The organism is Chthonobacter rhizosphaerae (genome assembly GCF_013839525.1).
GTDB lineage: Bacteria > Pseudomonadota > Alphaproteobacteria > Rhizobiales > Pleomorphomonadaceae > Chthonobacter > Chthonobacter rhizosphaerae.
On sequence record NZ_JACDIS010000016.1, the window covers coordinates 61,825 to 80,942 of the forward strand.

At 70.5% G+C, this 19,118-nt stretch carries 23 protein-coding genes; 14 read left to right on the top strand and 9 right to left on the bottom strand.

Annotation, left to right across the window (positions count from 1 at the left end):
• Window positions 1-98 precede the first annotated feature (98 nt).
• The 3 genes from HND91_RS20460 to msrB form a co-directional block, all read right to left on the bottom strand.
• A complete protein-coding gene (locus HND91_RS20460) occupies window positions 99-632 on the bottom strand; it encodes a DUF3833 family protein (protein ID WP_181708463.1) in 534 nt (177 codons plus the stop codon).
• Window positions 633-700: 68 nt separating this feature from the next.
• Window positions 701-2,785, bottom strand: coding sequence for a S9 family peptidase (locus tag HND91_RS20465; protein WP_181708464.1), 2,085 nt, complete (start codon window positions 2,783-2,785; stop codon window positions 701-703).
• Window positions 2,786-2,864: 79 nt separating this feature from the next.
• On the bottom strand, window positions 2,865-3,287 hold the full coding sequence (msrB, locus tag HND91_RS20470) for a peptide-methionine (R)-S-oxide reductase MsrB (protein WP_181708465.1): 423 nt from the start codon (window positions 3,285-3,287) through the stop codon (window positions 2,865-2,867).
• Window positions 3,288-3,400: 113 nt separating this feature from the next.
• Between msrB and HND91_RS20475 the strand changes: the two genes are divergently transcribed.
• The 9 genes from HND91_RS20475 (at window position 3,401) to HND91_RS20515 (ending at window position 10,356) form a co-directional block, all read left to right on the top strand.
• The gene (locus tag HND91_RS20475) at window positions 3,401-3,544 is read left to right on the top strand and encodes a hypothetical protein (protein WP_181708489.1); all 144 of its coding nucleotides are present in this window, start codon (window positions 3,401-3,403) and stop codon (window positions 3,542-3,544) included.
• 96 nt (window positions 3,545-3,640) lie between these two features.
• Window positions 3,641-5,998: a putative monovalent cation/H+ antiporter subunit A gene (locus HND91_RS20480; RefSeq protein ID WP_181708466.1), complete on the top strand. Its 2,358-nt coding sequence runs from the start codon at window positions 3,641-3,643 to the stop codon at window positions 5,996-5,998.
• Window positions 5,995-6,417 (top strand): Na(+)/H(+) antiporter subunit B, encoded by a 423-nt coding sequence (locus tag HND91_RS20485; RefSeq protein WP_181708467.1) that lies wholly within the window; start codon window positions 5,995-5,997, stop codon window positions 6,415-6,417. The genes HND91_RS20480 and HND91_RS20485 overlap by 4 nt, the downstream gene beginning before the upstream one ends.
• Window positions 6,417-6,794 carry a Na+/H+ antiporter subunit C gene (locus HND91_RS20490; RefSeq protein WP_181708468.1) on the top strand — a complete coding sequence of 126 codons (378 nt, stop codon included), beginning with the start codon at window positions 6,417-6,419 and terminating at the stop codon, window positions 6,792-6,794. Before HND91_RS20485 ends, HND91_RS20490 begins: the two co-directional genes overlap by 1 nt.
• Window positions 6,795-6,800: 6 nt before the next feature.
• Window positions 6,801-8,399 (top strand): Na+/H+ antiporter subunit D, encoded by a 1,599-nt coding sequence (locus HND91_RS20495; protein WP_181708469.1) that lies wholly within the window; start codon window positions 6,801-6,803, stop codon window positions 8,397-8,399.
• Entirely contained in the window at window positions 8,396-8,872 is a 477-nt protein-coding gene (locus HND91_RS20500; RefSeq protein WP_181708470.1) for a Na+/H+ antiporter subunit E, read from the top strand. The genes HND91_RS20495 and HND91_RS20500 overlap by 4 nt, the downstream gene beginning before the upstream one ends.
• Entirely contained in the window at window positions 8,869-9,219 is a 351-nt protein-coding gene (locus tag HND91_RS20505) for a cation:proton antiporter (RefSeq protein WP_181708471.1), read from the top strand. Before HND91_RS20500 ends, HND91_RS20505 begins: the two co-directional genes overlap by 4 nt.
• Window positions 9,216-9,602 (top strand): monovalent cation/H(+) antiporter subunit G, encoded by a 387-nt coding sequence (gene mnhG, locus HND91_RS20510; RefSeq protein ID WP_181708472.1) that lies wholly within the window; start codon window positions 9,216-9,218, stop codon window positions 9,600-9,602. The genes HND91_RS20505 and mnhG overlap by 4 nt, the downstream gene beginning before the upstream one ends.
• Before the next feature lie 337 nt (window positions 9,603-9,939).
• Window positions 9,940-10,356 carry a Ros/MucR family transcriptional regulator gene (locus HND91_RS20515; RefSeq protein ID WP_181708473.1) on the top strand — a complete coding sequence of 139 codons (417 nt, stop codon included), beginning with the start codon at window positions 9,940-9,942 and terminating at the stop codon, window positions 10,354-10,356.
• A 285-nt stretch (window positions 10,357-10,641) separates the two neighbouring features.
• Here the strand turns inward: HND91_RS20515 and HND91_RS20520 are convergent, their stop codons facing one another.
• Window positions 10,642-10,986 (bottom strand): hypothetical protein, encoded by a 345-nt coding sequence (locus tag HND91_RS20520; RefSeq protein WP_246329606.1) that lies wholly within the window; start codon window positions 10,984-10,986, stop codon window positions 10,642-10,644.
• Window positions 10,987-11,388: 402 nt separating this feature from the next.
• On the opposite strand from HND91_RS20520, the gene HND91_RS20525 reads away from it, so the two are divergent.
• Together HND91_RS20525 and HND91_RS20530 are read left to right on the top strand one after the other, a co-directional pair.
• Window positions 11,389-11,724 (top strand): helix-turn-helix domain-containing protein, encoded by a 336-nt coding sequence (locus tag HND91_RS20525; protein ID WP_181708474.1) that lies wholly within the window; start codon window positions 11,389-11,391, stop codon window positions 11,722-11,724.
• Window positions 11,721-12,323, top strand: a complete 603-nt coding sequence (locus HND91_RS20530) for a DUF6456 domain-containing protein (RefSeq protein WP_210272813.1) — start codon at window positions 11,721-11,723, stop codon at window positions 12,321-12,323. Before HND91_RS20525 ends, HND91_RS20530 begins: the two co-directional genes overlap by 4 nt.
• A gap of 70 nt (window positions 12,324-12,393) precedes the next feature.
• On the opposite strand, the gene HND91_RS20535 is transcribed toward HND91_RS20530, so the two are convergent.
• Together HND91_RS20535 and HND91_RS20540 are read right to left on the bottom strand one after the other, a co-directional pair.
• Complete coding sequence (locus tag HND91_RS20535; RefSeq protein WP_181708475.1) at window positions 12,394-12,810, bottom strand: SufE family protein; 417 nt, start codon at window positions 12,808-12,810, stop codon at window positions 12,394-12,396.
• A gap of 129 nt (window positions 12,811-12,939) precedes the next feature.
• The gene (locus HND91_RS20540) at window positions 12,940-13,308 is read right to left on the bottom strand and encodes a DUF5330 domain-containing protein (RefSeq protein ID WP_181708476.1); all 369 of its coding nucleotides are present in this window, start codon (window positions 13,306-13,308) and stop codon (window positions 12,940-12,942) included.
• A 413-nt stretch (window positions 13,309-13,721) separates the two neighbouring features.
• Between HND91_RS20540 and HND91_RS20545 the strand changes: the two genes are divergently transcribed.
• From HND91_RS20545 to HND91_RS20555, 3 genes are read left to right on the top strand one after another with little or no spacing between them, the layout of a single operon-like run.
• Window positions 13,722-15,515 (top strand): PAS domain-containing sensor histidine kinase, encoded by a 1,794-nt coding sequence (locus HND91_RS20545; protein ID WP_181708477.1) that lies wholly within the window; start codon window positions 13,722-13,724, stop codon window positions 15,513-15,515.
• Window positions 15,516-15,520: 5 nt separating this feature from the next.
• The gene (locus HND91_RS23120; RefSeq protein WP_181708478.1) at window positions 15,521-16,633 is read left to right on the top strand and encodes a peptidoglycan-binding domain-containing protein; all 1,113 of its coding nucleotides are present in this window, start codon (window positions 15,521-15,523) and stop codon (window positions 16,631-16,633) included.
• A 56-nt stretch (window positions 16,634-16,689) separates the two neighbouring features.
• Window positions 16,690-17,046 carry a DUF1491 family protein gene (locus tag HND91_RS20555; protein ID WP_181708479.1) on the top strand — a complete coding sequence of 119 codons (357 nt, stop codon included), beginning with the start codon at window positions 16,690-16,692 and terminating at the stop codon, window positions 17,044-17,046.
• Between the two features lie 19 nt (window positions 17,047-17,065).
• Here HND91_RS20555 and HND91_RS20560 read toward each other — a convergent pair whose 3' ends face one another.
• The 3 genes from HND91_RS20560 to HND91_RS20570 all read right to left on the bottom strand — a co-directional run bounded on the left by HND91_RS20560 (window position 17,066) and on the right by HND91_RS20570 (window position 19,094).
• Window positions 17,066-18,202, bottom strand: a complete 1,137-nt coding sequence (locus HND91_RS20560; RefSeq protein ID WP_181708480.1) for a DUF2336 domain-containing protein — start codon at window positions 18,200-18,202, stop codon at window positions 17,066-17,068.
• A 152-nt stretch (window positions 18,203-18,354) separates the two neighbouring features.
• Window positions 18,355-18,501, bottom strand: a complete 147-nt coding sequence (locus tag HND91_RS20565; RefSeq protein WP_181708481.1) for a hypothetical protein — start codon at window positions 18,499-18,501, stop codon at window positions 18,355-18,357.
• A gap of 284 nt (window positions 18,502-18,785) precedes the next feature.
• Window positions 18,786-19,094, bottom strand: a complete 309-nt coding sequence (locus tag HND91_RS20570; protein ID WP_181708482.1) for a hypothetical protein — start codon at window positions 19,092-19,094, stop codon at window positions 18,786-18,788.
• Window positions 19,095-19,118 lie beyond the last annotated feature (24 nt).

The window sequence follows — 19,118 nt, forward strand, 5'->3', positions numbered from 1 at the left end:
CATAGAGGCTCGACCCGGAACGGGCAACGCCGCTCACCGGATTTAGGGCTGCGACAGCCTCGCCAGAAGGCCGATCGACTGGAAAAATCGTCTATTGTTCAACGGCGCTTGAGGAAAGTGACCTCCACCTTGCCGACCGTGAGGCCGAGGAAGCGCACCGCCGCGGTGTTGAGGAGCGTCGTTTCGTCGATCAGCCGGAGGGTGTCCTCGAACCGCAGCTTCAGCGGCTTGCCGTCGGTGCCGGTGACCTCGGCCACGTAGCCCATGCGGACGACCCCGCCCTCCGCCCGGACCGGCACGACCCCGGCGACGCGGCTGCGCTGGCCGTCGTAGGTGGCGGGGCCGGTCTTGTCGAACCGCCAGACCGCCGTCTCCTTCTGGCCGTCCGCATAGGCGATGTATTCGGTCAGTATCAGCGTCCGCCCGTCGAACGTGCCGACCGTGTCGACCGTGAAGGGGCGGCGGACCCCGGCGAGATCGCTCTCGAACAGGCCCTCGCCCCGGGTGCGGCCGGTGAAGAAGTCCTCCAGGACGAGCGGCGGACCGTCCGCCGCGGCGGCGGCGCGGGGGAGGGCGGGGGCCAGCAGGGCGCCGAGGGCGAAGCGGCCGAGGGCGCGGCGATCGACGGGCATGGACGGTCTCCGGGTGCGGTGTCTTCACCGATACGCGGAGACCGCCGCGGCCGATCAGCCGCTTGCGATCACGCTTTGCCGACCACCTTCAGGGCGAAGGCGTAGCGCAGCGCAACCTCCTTCAGGCTGTCGAACCGGCCGGACGCGCCGCCGTGGCCGGCGTCCATGTTGACCTGGAGGAGGAGCGGGTTGTCGTCCGTCTTGCGCTCCCGCAGCCGGGCGACCCACTTGGCCGACTCCCAGTAGGTCACCCGCGGGTCCGTGAGGCCGGCGAGCGCCAGGATCGGCGGATAGGCCTTTTCCTCCACGTTCTCGTACGGGCTGTAGGAGAGGATGCGGCGGAAATCCTCCTCGCTCTCGATCGGATTGCCCCATTCGGGCCACTCCGGCGGGGTGAGGGGGAGGGTGTCGTCCAGCATGGTGTTGAGCACGTCCACGAACGGCACGACGGCGACGACGCCGGCGAAGAGGTCCGGTGCCATGTTGGCGACCGCGCCCATCAGCATGCCGCCGGCCGACCCGCCCATGGCGACGATGCGGCCGCGGCTGGTGAAGCCTTCGGCGGCGAGATGCTCGCCGGCGGCGATGAAGTCGGTGAACGTGTTCGCCTTCTTCTCGCGCTTGCCGTCCCGGTACCAGTAGTAGCCCTTGTCCTTGCCGCCGCGGATGTGGGCGGTGGCGTAGACGAAGCCGCGGTCCACGAGGCTGAGGATGGACGTGGAGAAGCCCGCCGGCATGCTGATGCCGTAGGCGCCGTAGCCGTAGAGGAGGAGCGGCGCGGATCCGTCGACCGGCGTGTCCTTGCGGTAGACGAGGGTGATCGGCACCGTCTCGCCGTCGGCCGCCGGGGCCAGGATGCGCCGGGCCACGTAGTCCTCCGGCTCGTGGCCGGACGGCACCTCCTGGGTCTTCCGCAGCTCCCGGTCGCGGGTCACCATGTCGTAGTCGTAGACCTGGGCCGGCGTGGTCGGCGACGAATAGGTGAAGCGCACCGTGGTGGTGTCGAACTCGTAGCCGTCCGACACGCCGAGCGAATAGGCCTCCTCGTCGAAGCGGATCGCGTGCTCCTCGGCCGACTTCAGCTCGCGGATGAGGATGCGCGGCAGGCCGCCCTCCCGCTCCAGGCGCACCATCCGGCCCTTGAACACGGTCATGGACAGGATAAGCCGGCCCTGCTGGTGGGCCACCACGTCGCGCCAGTAGGCGCGCCCGGGGGTCGTCAGCGGCGCGGTGACGATCTTGAAGTCCTCCGCGTCGTCCGCGTTGGTGAGGATGTAGAGGTTGCCGTCGCCGTCGTCCTCGACCCCATACTCGACCTTCGGGTCGCGGGCGGCGACGAGGACCGGCGCGGCGGCGGAATCGTCCGCCGGCACGAGCCGCACCTCCGAGGTTTCGTGGTCGTGGCTGTCGATGACGAGGAAGCGGCCCGAGTGGGTCTTGCCGACGCCGACGAAGAAGCCCGGATCGCTCTCCTGGTAGACGAGGGTGTCCTCGCTCGCCGGGGTTCCCACCACGTGGCGGAAGACCTTCTCGGAGCGGTGATTGTCGTTCAGCCAGGTGTACAGGAAGGACTTGCCGTCCGCCGCCCACACCATGCCGCCGGCGGTGTTCGGGATCTCGTCGGACAGGTCGTCGCCGGTGCCGAGATCGCGGATCCGGATGGTGTGGTATTCCGAACCGTTGTCGTCCACGCTCCAGGCGAGGAGCTTGTGGTCGGGGCTGTGGGCGACGCCGCCGAGGTGGAAGTAGGCCTTGCCCTTGGCGAGCTCGTCCGCGTCAAGCAGCACCTGCTCCGGCCCGCCGTCCCGCAGGGTGCGGACGATGCGCGGGTGCTGGGCGCCCTCCAGATAGCGGGTGGAGTAGGAATAGGGGCCGTCCGGCGCCGGGACGGAGCTGTCGTCCTCCTTGATGCGGCCGCGCATCTCCTTGAGGATCGTCTCCTGAAGCTCCGCCGTGTCGGCCATGTAGGCGTCCGTCCAGGCGTTCTCCGCCTCCAGATGGGCGCGGATGTCCGCGGGCAGCTTGGACGGGTCGCGGATCACGTCCTGCCAGGTGTCGGCGCGCAGCCACGCGTAGTCGTCGATCAGCTCGACCCCGTGGCGGGTCGTGGCGATCGGCCGCTTTTCGGCGCGGGGAGGCGTGAGAGATGTCATGAAGTCTCCGTCGATCGGCTGGCCGGAGCCAGCCTCCTCTGGGCCGCGCGAGGCATGGGCGCGGCGGATCAAGCGTCCGTCAGACCTCGGTAGCGTCGTCGGCGCGCAACATCAAGGCCGCGCCGTTGATGCAGTAGCGCCGGCCGGTGGGCCTGGGGCCGTCCGCGAACACGTGGCCGAGATGGGCGTCGCAGCCGGTGCAGCGCACCTCCGTCCGGCGCAGGAACCAGGCCCAGTCCGCGTGCTCGCCGACGGCGGCCGCCGACACCGGCCGGGTGAAGGACGGCCAGCCGGTGCCGCTGTCGAACTTGTCGCGCGAGGAGAACAGCGGCTCGCCGCAGCAGACGCAGCGGTAGGTGCCGGGCCGCTTCTCGTTCCAATAAGGATGGGAGAAGGCCCGCTCGGTGCCGCCGCGCCGGGTGACGCGGTAGGCCTCCGGGCTCAGCCGGTGCTTCCAGTCCTCCGGGTTTCTCAGACCTTTGGGGCGTTCGATCGCGGACATCACGAGTTTTCCCAAGCCGTGCCCCCTCGGGCCGGCAGACGGCCCCGCCACACGCTTCAGATAGGGCATGCCGGTCCCCCGGACAAAGACGGGGGTGTCGCAGGTCCTCGCCGATGAGACGCCTGGCTTGCGCGGTGGTCGGCAAGGGCGACAGCGAGCCGCTGTTCGAGAACGATCCGGGTCTGACGGCGAACCGGAGGGTGACGATCCTGCTGATGGACGAAGCGCCGCCGCTGCCACACGACCATGGCCTCTGAGCCGCGCCGTTAAGGGGTGGATTGCAGGCGTGAATCGTCTAGGGTTCCGTCGCCGATGTTCGACCGAAGGCCCACACGAACCCTTAGAGACTGCCCTTGCCAGCCTCCACGACGGCTCCGACCTGGATCCTCATCGCCCTCGCGGCGCCCTTCTTGGCCGCGCTCGTCGCACCCGTCCTTCACCGATTCGCGGGCCGGGCCGCGGCCTGGATCTTGGCCGTCGTGCCGTTCGCCGCCTTCCTGGGGTTCGTCTCGCTGGTGGGCGAGGTGGCGGGCGGCGCGCGGCTCACCACCGGGCTCGACTGGTGGCCGTCCTACGGTGTCCGCTTCTCCGTGCTGGTGGACGGGCTGTCGCTCGCGTTCGCGCTCCTCGTCACCGGCATCGGCACGCTCATCGTGCTCTACGCCGGCGGCTACATGAAGGGACACCCGCAGGCCGGCCGGTTTCTCAGCTTCATGCTGCTCTTCATGGGGGCCATGCTCGGCCTGGTGCTGGCGGACGACGGCATCACCCTGTTCGTGATGTGGGAGGCGACATCGATCACCTCCTTCCTGCTGATCGGGTTCGACCACAGCCGCGCCCGCGCGCGCCGGGCGGCGCTGCAGGCGCTGGTGATCACCGGCGCCGGCGGGCTCTGCCTCCTCGCCGCCGTGATCCTGATCGGCGGCGCCACCGGCACGCGCACCCTGTCCGAGGTCGTCATGACGGGCGACCAGATCCGGGCGTCCACGCTCTACCTGCCGATCTTCCTCCTCGTCCTCGGCGCTGCCTTCACCAAGTCGGCGCAGGTGCCGCTGCACGTCTGGCTGCCGAACGCCATGGAGGCGCCGACCCCCGTGTCGGCCTACCTCCACTCCGCCACCATGGTGAAGGCGGGCGTCTATCTCCTGATGCGCCTCCATCCGGTTCTCGGCGGCACGCCGGAGTGGACGACGGTGCTTCCGATCGCCGGCGGCGCGACGCTGATCGTCGGCACCCTGATGGCGGTGCGCCAGACCGACCTGAAGCTGATGCTCGCCCAGACGACGGTCGCTTCGCTCGGCCTCCTGGTGCTCCTCGTCGGCGTCTCCACGGACGCCGCCATCGTGGGGGCGGTCGGCTATCTGCTCGCCCACGCCTTCTTCAAGGGCGCGCTCTTCATGGTGGCCGGCACCATCGACCACGAGGCCGGCACCCGCGACGTGACGAAGCTCGGCGGCCTCAGGACCCTGATGCCGGTGACCTTCGCGTCCGCCCTGGTGGCGGCGGTCTCGATGGCGGGCCTGCCGCCGATGATCGGTTTCGTCGCCAAGGAGGCGCTCTACCTCGGCCTCGACGACGCGGGCCGGTGGGGGCTCGTGGTCGCGGCGGTGGTCGGCAACGCGCTGATGTTCGTGATCGGCTTCGCGATCGCCCTCAAGCCCTTCCTCGGCCCGGAGGTGCACACGCCGAAACACGCGCACGAGGGTCCGATCGAACTCATCCTCGGGCCGATCGTGCTCGGCGCGGTGGGGCTTGGCGCTGCGCTCCTCCTCCACGGCTTCGCCGAGACGCTGATCCTGCCCATGGCCGGCGCCGTGGCGGGCCGGCCAGTGACGGCCGACCTCCACCTGATCCCGACCTACGTGTCCATGCCGCTGATCCTCTCGCTGGCGACGATCGGTCTCGGCGTCCTCGCCTATCGGTCGCTGTCCACGCTCCGGGCCTCGGTCGACGGTGTCGTGCGGGCGGTCGGCTGGGGGCCGGACCGTGGCTTCGACCAGATCGTGGCCGGCATCGTGGCGAGCGCGGGCGCGATCGTCCGCATCGTGCAGCCCGGGCGGCTGGAGCTCTACATGGCCATGGTGCTCGGCTTCGTCGCCGTGACGATCATCGCCCCGATGGTCCTCTTCGACGAGGGGCCGAGCTGGCCCGGCGTGCCGGCCATGCGCCTGACGGAGGTCGCGGTGATCGGCATCGCGGTCGCGGGTCTCGCGGCGGTCCTGGTGGCCAAGACGCGGCTGACGGCCATCGTGTCGCTGGGCATCCAGGGCTTCGCGGTGGCGGTGCTGTTCGTGCTCTTCGGCGCGCCGGACCTCGCCTTCACCCAGTTCATGGTGGAGACCTTGTCGGTGGTGATCCTCGCCCTGGTGCTGACGCGCCTGTCGCTCGGCGAGCGGGACCATCGCCCCTTCCGCCAGAAGTTCTGGGACGGGGTCGTCGCCGGCTCCGTCGGCCTCGGCTTCATGCTCCTGCTCCTGAAGGTCACGCAGGCGCCGTTCGACCGGACGCTGACGGACTTCTACGACGCCTATTCGCGCACCATCGCCCATGGCCGCAACGTGGTGAACGTCATCATCGTGGACTTCCGCGGGCTCGACACCCTCGGCGAGATCGCCGTGGTGATGATCACGGGCCTCGCCATCCTGGCTCTCGTCCGCGTCAAGGCGCGGGCGCCCATCCTGCCCACGCCGGAGAAGGGGAAGCGTCCGTGAACACGATCATCTTCCGCACCGTTTCGCCGGTCCTCGTCGCCCTCACGCTCCTGTTCTCCGCGTTCGTGACCCTGCGCGGCCACAACGAGCCGGGCGGGGGCTTCATCGGCGGCCTGATCGCGGCCTCCGCCTTCGCGCTCTACGGCCTCAGCCACGGGGTGCCGACCGTGCGCCGGGCGCTGCGCTTCCACCCCATGGAGATCGCCGGCTTCGGCCTGCTGCTCGCCGGCGGCGCGGGCCTCCTGTCGATCGTGTTCGCGCGGCCCTTCCTGACCGGGCTCTGGACGTTCCCGAGCGTGCTCGGGGTCGAGGTGGCCCTGTCGACGCCGCTCTTCTTCGACCTCGGCGTCTACTTCGTCGTCACCGGCACCATGACGTCGATCGCGCTCGCGCTCGAAGCGCGGGAGGGAGGGGTCTGATGGAACCCGCTCTCGCCGTCCTCGTCGGGCTGTTCTTCGCGACCGCCTTCTACCTGATCCTGTCGAAGAAGCTGATCCGCATCCTCCTCGGCGTCGCCATCATGGGCAACGCGGTGAACCTCCTGATCTTCACCGCCGGCCGCCTGACCCGCGAGGTGCCGCCGATCATCGCGCTCGACGCCTACACGCCGCCGGCGGGGGCCGCGAACGCGCTGCCGCAGGCGCTGATCCTGACCGCGATCGTGATCTCCTTCTCCTTCTTCGCCTTCCTGCTGGTGCTCGCCTTCCGGGCCTATCAGGACCTCGGCACCGACGACACCGACGCCATGCGGGTGGCCGAGCCGGTCGCCGACGCCGGCCCGCCGCAAGGATACTGACCGCCCATGGCCGCTTCCGATCCCCACGCCCCGGCGGTCGATCTCGCCGTCGCCATGGTGACGGCGCCGTCAACCGCGTCGGACTGGCTGATCGTGCTGCCGGTGGTGGTTCCGCTCGTCACCGGCGCCATCCTGGTGATGGTGCGACACGCCACCCACCTGCACCGGCCGCTGACGGCGCTCGGCCTGGCGCTCCTGTTCGGCATCGATCTGATGCTGCTCGGCCGGGTGGTGGCCGAGGGGCCGCTGACCATGATGATGGGCGCCTGGAAGCCGCCGTTCGGCATCGCCTTCACGGTCGACCTGCTCGGCGCCACCTTCGCCACCACGGCGGCCTTCGTGGCGCTGGTCGCCACCGCGACCGCCGGCCCGGCCATCAACACGGCGGAGCGGCGCTACGGCTTCTATCCCTTCCTGATGCTGCTGATGACGGGCGTCACCGGGGCCTTCCTCACCGGCGACATCTTCAACCTCTACGTCTGGTTCGAGGTGCTGCTCATCTCGTCCTTCGGCCTTCTGGTGCTCGGCTCGGAGAAGGCCCAGATCGATGGCACGGTGAAGTACGGCCTCCTCAACCTGGTGGCGACCACCTTCTTCCTGATCGGCGTCGGCCTCCTCTACGGCACGCTCGGCACCCTCAACATGGCCGACATCGCCGCGAAGGCGCGCGCCGCCGGGCCGGAGGCGCCGCTCGTCACCATCGCGGGCCTCTTCATCTTCGCCTTCGCCATGAAGGCGGCGGCCTTCCCGCTGAACTTCTGGCTGCCGGCCTCCTATCACACGCCGACAGCCACCGTGTCGGCGCTGTTCGCCGGCCTCCTCACCAAGGTCGGCGTCTACGCGCTCCTGAAGGTGACGGTGCTCCTCCTCGGCAATCAGACCGGCGCCTACACCGACCTCCTGGTGGTGATGGCGGCGGCCACCATGATCGTCGGCGCGCTCGGCGCGATCGCCGGCTCGGACCTTCGCCGCATCCTCGGCTGGCTCGTCATCTCCGGCATCGGGTCCATGCTGATCGGCGTCGCCGTCGGCTCGCCGGGCGCGCTCACCGGGTCCATCTTCTACGCCGTCCAGTCCATGCTGGTGATGACGGCGCTCTACCTGGCGGCCGGCGTCGTGGAGGCCCGCGCGGGGACCGGCGACGTCCGCCGGCTCGGCGGCTTCTACGCGGCGGCCCCGCTGTTCTCCGGCGTGGTGCTGGTGCTTCTCTTCGCCGTCGCCGGCCTGCCGCCCTTCTCCGGCTTCTGGCCGAAGGCGATCCTGGTGGAATCCTCCCTCGCGGTGGACCGGCCCGGGCTGGCGGCCGCGGTGCTCGTCTCCGGCTTCCTGCAGACCCTGGCGGTCGGCCGGATCTGGCTCTACGTCTTCTGGCGCGGTGGCCCCGAGGGCACGCCGGACGGCGCCATCGACCTTTCCGGGGTCCGGGTGATCGAAAACCCGGCCGACCGGGTGGCGCTGGTCGGGCCGGTGATCGTGCTCACCGCCGCCGTGGTGCTGATCGGCCTCGTGCCGACGGCGATCGGCGGCCTCGCCGAAGGCGCCGCGTCCGGCCTGCTCGATCCGGCCGGCTTCACCGCCCGCGTTCTGGGAGCGCCCGCCCCATGATCCACTTCCTCGCCCTCGCCGTCGTGTTCTCCGTGGTGTGGACGGCCGTGACCGGGGCCTTCACGATCGTCAACATGCTGTTCGGCCTCGCCCTCTCGGCGGTGGCGCTGTCGCTCGTCAAGGTGGATCTCTCCCCCGGCAGCGGGCGGGTGCGCCCGCTGAAGACGCTGTCGCTGTTCGGCCTCTTCGTGGTGGAGCTCCTGAAGTCCGGCTGGCGGGTGGCGCGCACGGTGGTGCGGCGGGACATGGACCTGAAGCCCGGCATGCTCGCCTATCCGCTCACCGTGACCCGCGATTTCGAGATCACGCTCCTCGCCAACATGATCACGCTGACGCCCGGCACCCTTTCGGTGGACGTCTCGGCCGACCGGCGGACGCTCTACGTGCACTGCATCGACATGCCCGACGCGGACGCGGTGATCGCCGACATCCGCGGAGGCTTCGAGAAGAAGATCATGGAGGCGTTCCGATGAGCGTTGCCGCTCTCATCGACGGGGTCACCACCGTCACGCTGGTGATGCTGTCCATCGCCCTGGCGCTCGTGGTGGTGCGCATCTTCCTCGGCCCGACCCTGCCGGACCGGATCGTCGCGCTCGATCTCCTGGTCGGCATCGTGATCGGCTTCATCGCCACGATCGGCATCAAGACCGCGACCTACCAGTACCTGGACATCGCCATCGCGCTCGGCCTCGTCGGTTTCCTGGCGACGGTCGCCTTCGCGCGCTTCGTGCTCCGGCGCGGCCGCGCGGGCGACGCCGACATCACGCTGCCGGACAGCGATCTCGACAGCCGGCCGGACGCCAGGGAGGGCCACGCATGATCGTCGTCTCCGCCATCCTCACCTCGATCTGCCTGCTGGTCGGCGGCGCCTTCGCGATCGTCGGCGCCCTCGGCATCCTGCGGTTTCCGGACGTCTACACGCGCATGCACGCGGCCAGCAAGGCGGGCACCCTCGGTTCGGGCTTCTGCCTGCTGGCGGTCGCGGTCTGGGAGACCGACCTCGACGTGACCACGCGGGCCATCGCGGGCGTGTTCTTCTTTCTCCTGACTGCGCCCATCTCGGCGCATCTCCTGGCGCGGGCCGCGCTGATCGCCGGCTATTCTCCGATTTCGGGCGCCGGGCGAGGTGACGTATCGTCAGCTCTCCTCGCCACCGCTGAAGCAAACGAAGCGGCCCGGTTGAAAGAACATCCGGAATCCTGATTCGGCGCGACGGCCCCGGTCGCCTCATGGCATGTGTAGAAGCGGGAAACTGCGGTTGACATGCCCGACGAATAGGTCGGATCGTCTATCGCACCTGTTCCTTTACAGGGCGACGACAATTTGCCCCGCTCGATCAAACGGAAAAACTTCGGTTGTTGGCTTGTGTTCTCAGGCGAACGGCGCTATTTGAAAGCAACCGATAGTCAACGAGCGGCGCTGAGCGCCGAGGCCCGAAGAAGCGCCTGCAACGCATTGTTTTCAGCGCTTCCGGAGCCCTCGTCATTGCGGCCTTTCAAAGGTTTGACGAGCGAAATCGCCAACGGGACTGGTCAAGGACATGAGTGAAATCGACGACAACGGAACGGTGATCGATCTGGCGGCCCATATCGTGGCTGCTTATGTCGGGAATAATTCCGTCGCAGCGGCAGATCTGCCGAACCTCATCTATGAGGTGGTCGGCGCGCTGAACCGCGTGCAGGGCGCGCCGGTGGAATCCGAGCCCGAGCCGGCCAAGCCTGCCGTTCCGGTGAAGAAGTCGGTGACGCCGGATTACATCGTCTGCCTGGAAGACGGCAAGAAGTTCAAGTCGCTGAAGCGGCATCTTCGCACCCACTACAATATGTCGCCGGAAGAATACCGCGAGAAGTGGGGCCTTCCGGCCGACTACCCGATGGTGGCGCCCAACTACGCGGCCGCCCGTTCGGAACTCGCCAAGAAGATGGGCCTCGGCCAGCAGCGCCGTCGCGGCCGCTGACAGCACGCTCGTCCGTCGGACCTGATGAAGCGCGGCCCTCCGGGGCCGCGTTTTCGTTTGCGGATTCTCGCGCCGCTGGATCGGGCCGAAGGACCGTGGTGGGACGCGGTGGTCGCCGGCACGCCGGGGCGGACGGCGGCGAGCGCCGTCACGCCGGGGGCGTCGGCCCGGGCTGTCGGCCCGGATCGTCTCGAGCATTCTCCAATCAAGTTGGACGACCTGATCGCCGAGAGAATGCTCCAGTTTTTGGATCTGGAGCGATGTCTTGTCGACCTGACGAGTCCGTCAGGTCGGAAAGCGCTCGAGCGCGACGCGCCGGCGGGCGGTCTCGACGGCCAGTCGCGCCCGCTCCGCCTTCAGGGCCTGCACGAGGCCCACATGGCGGTTGAGGTCATAGGTCCAGTGGCCCGCCCGGCCCCGGGTCCGCTCGGACCGGAGCGCCCGCGCGAGCAGGCGGCAGATCCGGGCCGTCACGAGCGGACCGTCGCCGCCGATCTCGTCCGGGCCGAGCGGCAGCAGGCGCGTCAGGGTCCGCCGGTCATACGCCGCGGCGCCGCGGGCGATCATCCGCCGCGCGAGGTGGCGGCGCGTCTGGCTGGAGCAGGGGGCGACAGGCGTCTCAAGGGTCATGCCGTGGGTCTCCGGGAAGGGCGGGAACCCCAGTGTGGCACGCGCCCGGAGAGGGGGGACAACTTGACCGGCCGGAGCCGGACGAGCGCCCAAGATCACATGCGACTGAAACCCTAGGTGGCATGACCGTAGGCCGACCCGTTGGCGGACGAACCTCGCCGGTCGGGAGCATCCGCGAGGGATGCTCGTAATATCTTGATGTTATCGCCCATGGCCGGTGCTTCTCGGGCGCTAACCATGATTTCGTGCGACAACCGAAAGTTATCCCCGGTTCGGAAAGTCGTGGTCTTCTGTCTAGGTTATTATTCCTAGAAGGGGGAAGCCATGCAAACTGCCGGATCTTGCGACTCCGCCCGAATTCTCCGACCTCCGGCGCGTCCGGAGCGGACCGATGACCGTGATGTGGTGGAGTTCGTCGAGCAGGTCGTGCTCCGCGCCTTCGGCCTGCCGGGAGATACGCTGCGCCACCCGACCCGCGGCCGCCAGACGCCCGCCCGGGCCCGGCAGGTGGCCATGTACCTGCTCCACGTGCGGGTGGGCGTGACGCTGACGGCCTGCGGGCGCGCGTTCGGCCGCGACCGGTCCACCGCCGGCCACGCCTGCCGGCGCGTGGAGGACCTGCGGGAGATGAGCCACATCGACGGCCGCCTGGAGTCGCTGGAAGCGGCGATCGACCGCTGGGTGGCGATCCGCAGGCCGTCGGTCGGCGTCCGGCCGCGCCGGGGAGGCCGGCGATGAGCGCGACCGCCCCCCGGCTCGGGCGCGCCGCCCGGCCGGGGCGGACCGCCCGCCCCACGCGGACCGCCCGCGTCGTCGCCCCCGACGGGCGGGTGGCGGACGTGACCATCGACGACGGCGAGAGCCCGCTCGCCTGGCTCGCCACCCGGCGCGACAAGGACGGCGTCCCACTCCTCAGCCCGGCCGCCTTCGCGGCCGGAGAGCGCTTCAGGACCGACTACACCGTCGCCGGCCTGATGGCCCGGACCACCATGAACTGGGACGCGCTGGGCGGACCGGCGGAGCGGCGCGCGGGCGGCGGTGCCGGCGGCGGCCTGCTCGTCACCGAGGCCGCCATGGCGGCCCGCGACCGGGTGAACCGCGCCCTGTCGGCCGTCGGCCCGGAACTCGGCAGCGTGCTCGTGGACGTCTGCTGCCACCTCAAGGGGCTCGGCGACGTGGAGCGCGACCAGGGCTGGCCGCTCCGCTCCGGCAAGGTGGTGTTGCGGATGGCCCTCGCGGCGCTCGCCCGCCACTACGGGCTGGCGGAGGCGGCGCGCGGCGGCGAGGCCGCGAGACCGCGCCACTGGGGCGCGGCGGACTATCGTCCCAAGGCGTGAACGGGGCCGGGCAGGCCGGGCTTCGGCGGTCGGCGTTGCCGCGGGCGGCCGTCGCACGCGGCCCGCGGGGTCAGGCGGCGGCCGCGGTCGCCTCCCGGCGGAGCCGGTCCACCATGGAGCGCAGGCCGTTGGAGCGCTGGGGCGTCAGGTGCTCGCGCAGCTGCAGCTCCTCGAAGATCCTCTCCGGGTCGGTGGTGAGGATCTCCTGGGCGGGCTTGCCCGAATAGGTGGCGTGCAGGATGGCGATCAGGCCCTTGACGATATGGGCGTCGCTGTCGCCCACGAACGACAGGCGCGGCTCGCCGCCGTCCTGCTCCACGTCCGTCTTGATCCAGACCTGGCTGGCGCAGCCGCGCACCTTGTTGTCGTCGGTCCGGGCGTCCTCGGGGAAGGGCGGCAGCGACCGTCCGAGCTCGATCACGTAGCGATAGCGGTCTTCCCAGTCGTCCAGGAAGGAGAAGTTCTCTCGGATTTCGTCGAGCGTCATCGGATCCCGTCACTCCCGTCGCCGGTCCTTTGGCTCATATAGCGGCCGAGGTCCGGGCAAGGAAGAAAGGCGGGGAAGAAAAGCCGGCGCAGGGAGCAGGAAGGGGGCAAGCGGCGCCCGGTCGGGCGGTCAGATGCTGGTGTCCAGGGCCGGGCCGCGCCAGGGCGCCTGCAGGTCCTCCGCCGTCAGGGTGCCCCGGTCCGCCCCCGGCGCGGGCTCGGCCGCGAACTGTTCGTCGAGGAAGTCGGACAGGAGGCGCGCGCCCGCCTTGGCCTTCACGGCGAGCGTGGCCCCGAAGCGGCTGCCGATCTCGCAGGTCGTCGGGTTGCGGTCGCAGAACCCGCCGGCGTCCACGAGCGCGTCCTCGGCGATGATGATCGCCTCGCCGGCGGCGATCGGCCTCAGGCCGCTCTCCTCCACCTGGCGGGCGGTCTCCTCGTCGACCGGAATGAGCAGGATCGCGATGGTCAGCCAGAAGGCCGTGCGGATCAGAAACATGTGACGTTCGTCCCTCGTCGGGGCGACGGCCGGCGCGGGGTCGCATGGGGCGCGGGCCGGGTCTCCCGAGTGGACGGAGCATGCACGCCGTCATTTGCGATCCCGTTCAGGCACACGATCAAATCGTGGCGGCATTTGCGTCAAATGCGGCCGAAATTTTCGTCGAATTGGAAGGATCGGCCGAAAACCAAGCCGGCGGAACGGCTTGGCCGGTTCCCGCGCGACGCCCGCCGCCGATTGAGGGCTCGTTAACCACAAAGTCGATCGGTGCCTCCGCAACCGGCGGAAGATACGGTTTGCCGCTTGCGAGTGATGTCCGGGCCGCTCCGCATCAAGACTCCTTAAAGGGGGGTGTGGCACGGTCCGGGGGTGTCGGCTTCGGCCGCAGCGACCCGTGTGAGTGGGGTAGCGTATTGCGTATCGACGAGGTCTCTCGGGCTCTGGAGCGGTCGTTCGACCCGCTCGTCCACGGGTCGGCGGCAGCCGATCCGACCGGCTGCGCCCGGCATCGCGCCTTCATCGCAGCCCACCTGGGCAGCGGGATCCTGGCGCTCGCCCTCATCCCGCTCTGCCTGGTGTTCGAGGGGCGCTTCGCCGTCCTCTCCTCGCTCACGCTCGGCATCCTGGGCCTGGAGGCCCTGGTCGGGCTCTACGTGAGCCGCACGGGCCGCCTCGACGCCGGCTATCTGGCGTCCGCCGCGGTTCTGACGCTTCTCGTCACCGTCGTGGCCCTCAACACGGGCGGCCTCTCCTCCTTCGCGCTCGTCTGGTTCGCGGTCACGCCCATCGAGGCGGCGCTCTCCAACAGCCGCCGCGTGATCGCCGCCGCCGCCGCCATCGGGGCTGCGGGCCTTGGCGCCGTCGTGGGCTCCAGCGCCCTCGGCCTCGTGCCGGAGCCGGCCGCGCTGCCCGGCGGCATGGCCGTGGTCGGCGTCGCGGCCGTGGTGGCCATGATCTACGGCGCCATGATCGCGATCCGGATCGAGACCCAGAACCGGGACGCCGACCGGCACGCCCGCGCGCTTGAAACCCGCTACCGCCTTCTCGCCGACACCATGATCGACGTGGTGACCTGCCACGGCGCCGATGCCGACGTGACCTTCGCGTCGCCCGCCGTCAGCCGCCTCCTCGGCGTGCCGCCGTCGGCGCTGATGGGCGACGGCCTGTTCCGCCGCGTCCACGTGGCCGACCGGCCCGCCTACCTGACCGCGCTGTCGGAAGCCATCTACCGGGGCCTTTCCGGCGTCCAGTTCCGCCTGAGGCGCGGCGACGAGGGCGAGCCGGAGAGCTGGGTCTGGGTGGAGACGCTGCTCCGCCGCTCCGAGGAGGCCGCGGCCGGCTTCGGCGGCGTGGTCGTGGGCGTGACCCGCGACATCGAGCATCGCAAGGCCCAGGAGGCCGAGATCCTGAAGGCCCGGCAGGACGCGGAGGCCGCGAGCTTCGCCAAGACGCGCTTCCTCGCCAACGTCAGCCACGAGCTGAGGACGCCGCTCAACGCCATCATCGGCTTCTCCGACATCCTCGGGCAGGAGATCTTCGGCAAGTTCGAATATGAGCGTCACCGGGAATATGCCCGCCTGATCAAGGATTCCGGCGAGCACCTGCTGCAGGTGGTGAACGATATCCTCGACATGTCCAAGATCGAGGCCGGCAGCTTCGACGTGACGCCCGAGCCGTTCGATCTGAAGCCGGTGCTCGACCGCTGCGGCCAGATCATGGAGCCGCAGGCCCAGCAGGCGGGCGTGGCCGTCCGCATCGACGTGGAGGACAACCTGCCCGAGCTGGTCGCCGATCGCCGGGCGTGCCGGCAGATCGCGCTCAACCTCCTGTCCAACGCCATCAAGTTCACCGACCGGGGCGGCGAGGTCGTCTGCGGCGCCCGCCGCGACGGACGGCGCATCGCCCTCTACGTCAAGGACAACGGCATCGGCATCGCGCCGGAGGACCTGCCCCGGCTCGGCAATCCGTTCGTCCAGGCGGACAGCGGCTACGACCGCCGCCGCGAGGGCACGGGCCTCGGCCTGTCGGTGGTGAAGGGTCTCGCGGCCCTCCACGGCGGCACCATGACGATCGACTCGGCGCTCGGGGTCGGCACCACGGTGACCGTCACCCTGCCGATCAACTGCGACCGCGAGCCGACGCCGCTGACGACCCGGCAGACCCGGAGCGACGGCGGGACGATCTATCGAGCCGCAAAGAGAGCATAGACCGCATGGCACCCAAGGGACGTCGACGGCAGAAAGCCGATCCGCCCCGGCGCGGCATGGCCGCCGCCGCGCTCGACACCGCGCTCGCCAATCCGATGGCGACCCTCGGCGGCGCGGTCATGGTGGCCGTCGGCTCGGCGATCATGGCCAACGCCCTGATGCTGCAGCCGGGCGCCCACCCGGCGCCCCTCTTCACCGGCACGAGCCCGCTGCCCGGCACCCGCACGCTGCCGCCGCCGTCCCAGGGTCCGGCGGTGGATCCCGAGCCCGATCCGATCGGCTCGCTGCTCGGCGAAGGACCTGCCGCCGATCCGCAGCTGGTCGCCGACACCCAGGCGGCGCTCGTCGCGCTCGGCTTCTACCAGGGCGCGGTCGACGGCCTGTCCGGCCCGATGACCGCCGACGCCATCGAGCGCTTCCAGGCCGCCCACGGCCTGGAGGAGACCGGCGAGCCCTCGCAGGACCTCCTCACCATCCTCAACGTGGCCGTGCCCCGGGCGGCCGCCCCGGCGGACGGCACCGGCCCGGCCGCAGGGTCCGCGCCGGCCGACGCCGCGCCCGGCCCGTCCGGCGCCCTGTCCGTGCCGCTGCCGCGCCCCTCGCCGCTGCGGAGCGGCGCGCTGTCCGGCGGCGACACGGGCTTCGCCGCCGCCGAGCCCCAGCCTGCCACTGTCGCCGAGCGCCAGCCTGCCAACGTCGCCGAGCGCCCTGTCTCCGTCGCACCCGTGGCGGTGGCGCCGGTGGCGGTGCCGCCGGAGCCCGGTCCGTCGCCGGCCGTCGAGCCCGCCACCCCCCGCGTGCGGGAGAGCGCCGCCCGGACGCTTCGCTACACGCCCGGCGACGGCGACCGGCCGGTGTTCCGGCCGGATACCGCCGGCGACGCGCCGGTCGCGTCCACGGCGCTCGACGCGCCGCCGGCCGACCCGCGTCTCGCCCGCATCCAGACGGCCCTCGACGACGCGGGCTATGGCCCGCTCCGCCGCGACGGGGTGTGGACGACGGAGACCCGCGAGGCGATCCGCCGGTTCGAGGCGAACCGGGGGCTTGCGGTCACGGGCATGATCAACGAAGCCTTCCTGCGCGAACTGATCGCGATCGGCGGTCTGTCCATGGACTGAACCGGCGGGCGGCGGATCGGCCACGCCCGGCCCGGCGGCAGCGAAGGCGTATCCCCATGCAGCGCGTCACGTCCGATTTCTTCGTCAGCGCCTACGCGCGCCGGCGCAACGACGGCGGCTACTTCACGGCCGTGGTGCGCCGGGGCGCCGCGGAGGCGGGCGCGATCTTCGTCAAGGTAAGCCGGCTCGACGGCACCGCCGATCTCTACGGCCCCCTGCCGCAGGTGTTCGCCGCCGACCTCGACCCCGCGATCGCCGGTGGCCGCGTGTTCGAGCGGATCATGGCGCACGCTCCGGAGGCGGACGTGGACGCCCGGCTCGCCCGCGAGCGCACCTTCGACAGCGACTGTTACGTGGTGGAGACGGAGGCGCGCGACGGCAGCCACGGGCTCGATGTGGTCGAGCCGGGCTGAACGGCCGGCCGACGGCGGCTCAAGCCCGGTCGCGGGTGGCGGGCGTCGACGGGGCGGCGGTCGGGACCCGGCGCGCGGCGGGGGCGGCGGCCCGGAGCGGGCTGCCCTCCTCGGAAAGCGGCACGTGGCGCGGCCGGCGCTGCGGCAGCGGCGGGCGATCCTGGCGCCAGCGGCTCACCAGGATGGCGGCGGAGCGCAGCGAGATGCTCTCGTTGAGGTCCATCAGCCGCTTCATCTGGAAATAGTCGCGCTGGTCCGGCCCGCCGGTGAAGAGCAGGAGGCGCGTGTTTGTGGCCGGGTCGAGGCCGACCGCCTTCAGGGCGATGGCGAGAGGCTCGCCGCCTTCGTCGAGGAGCAGCCGCCGGGCGAGCGTCTCCTCCACGGACAGGAGATCCGCCAGAAGGCCCGCCAGCACGTCGAGGTCGCGCAGCAGCGCCGCCCGGGACAGCGCCTGCACCAGCTCGGCGGAGGGCGCCGGCGGCCGCGGGATCGCGGTCTTGGACGCGAAGGCGCGGAGCGCGAGGATTTCCAGGCCCTGCACCACCCGGCGGCGGCCGCGGGTGTCGAGGTCGAGGAAGAGGTCGGTCAGCGCCGCGTCGTCCAGATCCTCGATCCGGCCCCCGAGCGCGCGGGCGATTTCCGGCCGGCCCTGGGCGGCGGCGATCACCATCGGCATCACGTGGGCCGGGATGCGGGCGGTCGCGTTGTCGAGGAGGATCGGCAGATCCGCCTCCGGCAGGTTGCGGACGAGCGCTTCCACAAGGGCGGGGCTCGGCCGCACGCGCCGCGCCAGCGAGCGCAGGTGGTCCGGGCTGCCGGTCGCCACCAGGGCGATGAGGTCCACCTCCGGCACGGTCTCGGCCTTCTCGATGATCACGGCCGCGACGCTGATGTCGTCCGCCATCAGGGCGCGCAGAACCGCCGCCGGGGCGTCCTTGTGCCGAGACAGCATGTGCGCCACCAGCCGCCGGTCGTCGAGCGGCGTGATGCGCAGGAGTTGGAGCGCCAACTCCTCGTACATGTGGATTTCGGCGAGGACGTGCGTCGGCTCGGAGACGAACAGCTCCGTGGAGGCTTTCAGGAGCGCCCGGCCGCGGTTGGCCTCCGACGCCTGGGCAAGCTGAAAGACACCATTGGGAAACCGTGCGGACACCATGGCCGGCAGCACTCGTGGGTCGGAAGGACTGGTGACCCCGAGAATGCCGCCGGATTCTCTAACGAGCTGTTAACCGAGGCGAGCGCGAGCGTGGCCGTGGCCGACGACCGGCGGTCTTTCGCCGGTCCGGTTCGTTCCGCGCGCGGCCGTGGTCAGAGGGCGACCGCGATGGCGAGAATGATAACGCCCAGCATGGCGAGCGTAGAAAAGAGCGCGCGCGGTACGGCGAACGACGTGTTGAAGGTTTCCGCAAGCATCGGGCCGAAGCCATTGGTGCTCTCGCCTGACGTCGTCTTCATCGCAAAACCCCCAGTGCCGATGAAGAAAGGTGTAGCACGCCGCACTGACGAGACGAGCAGGTTGTCTAAACTTTGACGCGTGTTGGTTATCATCTCCTAAAGACGTTAAGCATAATCGTGCGACCGCCAGCGCGGCGAGCGCAAAGCTTGCGCTTGCGGCAGTGCTCCCGCCCGGAGCGACGACGGTCGGCGGCTGCCGGACACGGCGGAAAACCGCGGCGTGGGGCGCCGCGGTTTCCGCCGGGAGGAGGAGGTCGGCGCCGGGGAGACGGCGCCGGGATCGCTCAGAAGAGGATCGGCAGGGGGAAGCCGAGGTCCACGTCGCCGACGGTCTGGTCGGCGATGGCGAAGACGCCGCCGTCGATGGAGTTGAGGAGGCCGTTGCCGGCGTTGACGTCGGCGGAGTTGAAGCCGGTGTTCATCTCGAAGGCCGGGTCGTAGTCGAAGCCGTGCTCCACGTCGCCGATCACCTGGGTGGCTTCGGCCACCACGGCGCCGTCCACGCTGTTGCCGATGCCGTTCGCGGCGGTGACGGAGGCGCTGTTCTGGCCCTGATTGACTTCGGAACCGAAAGCGGCGTGCCAGGGGGTCATGATGGTCATCCTTCTGTGTCAGTG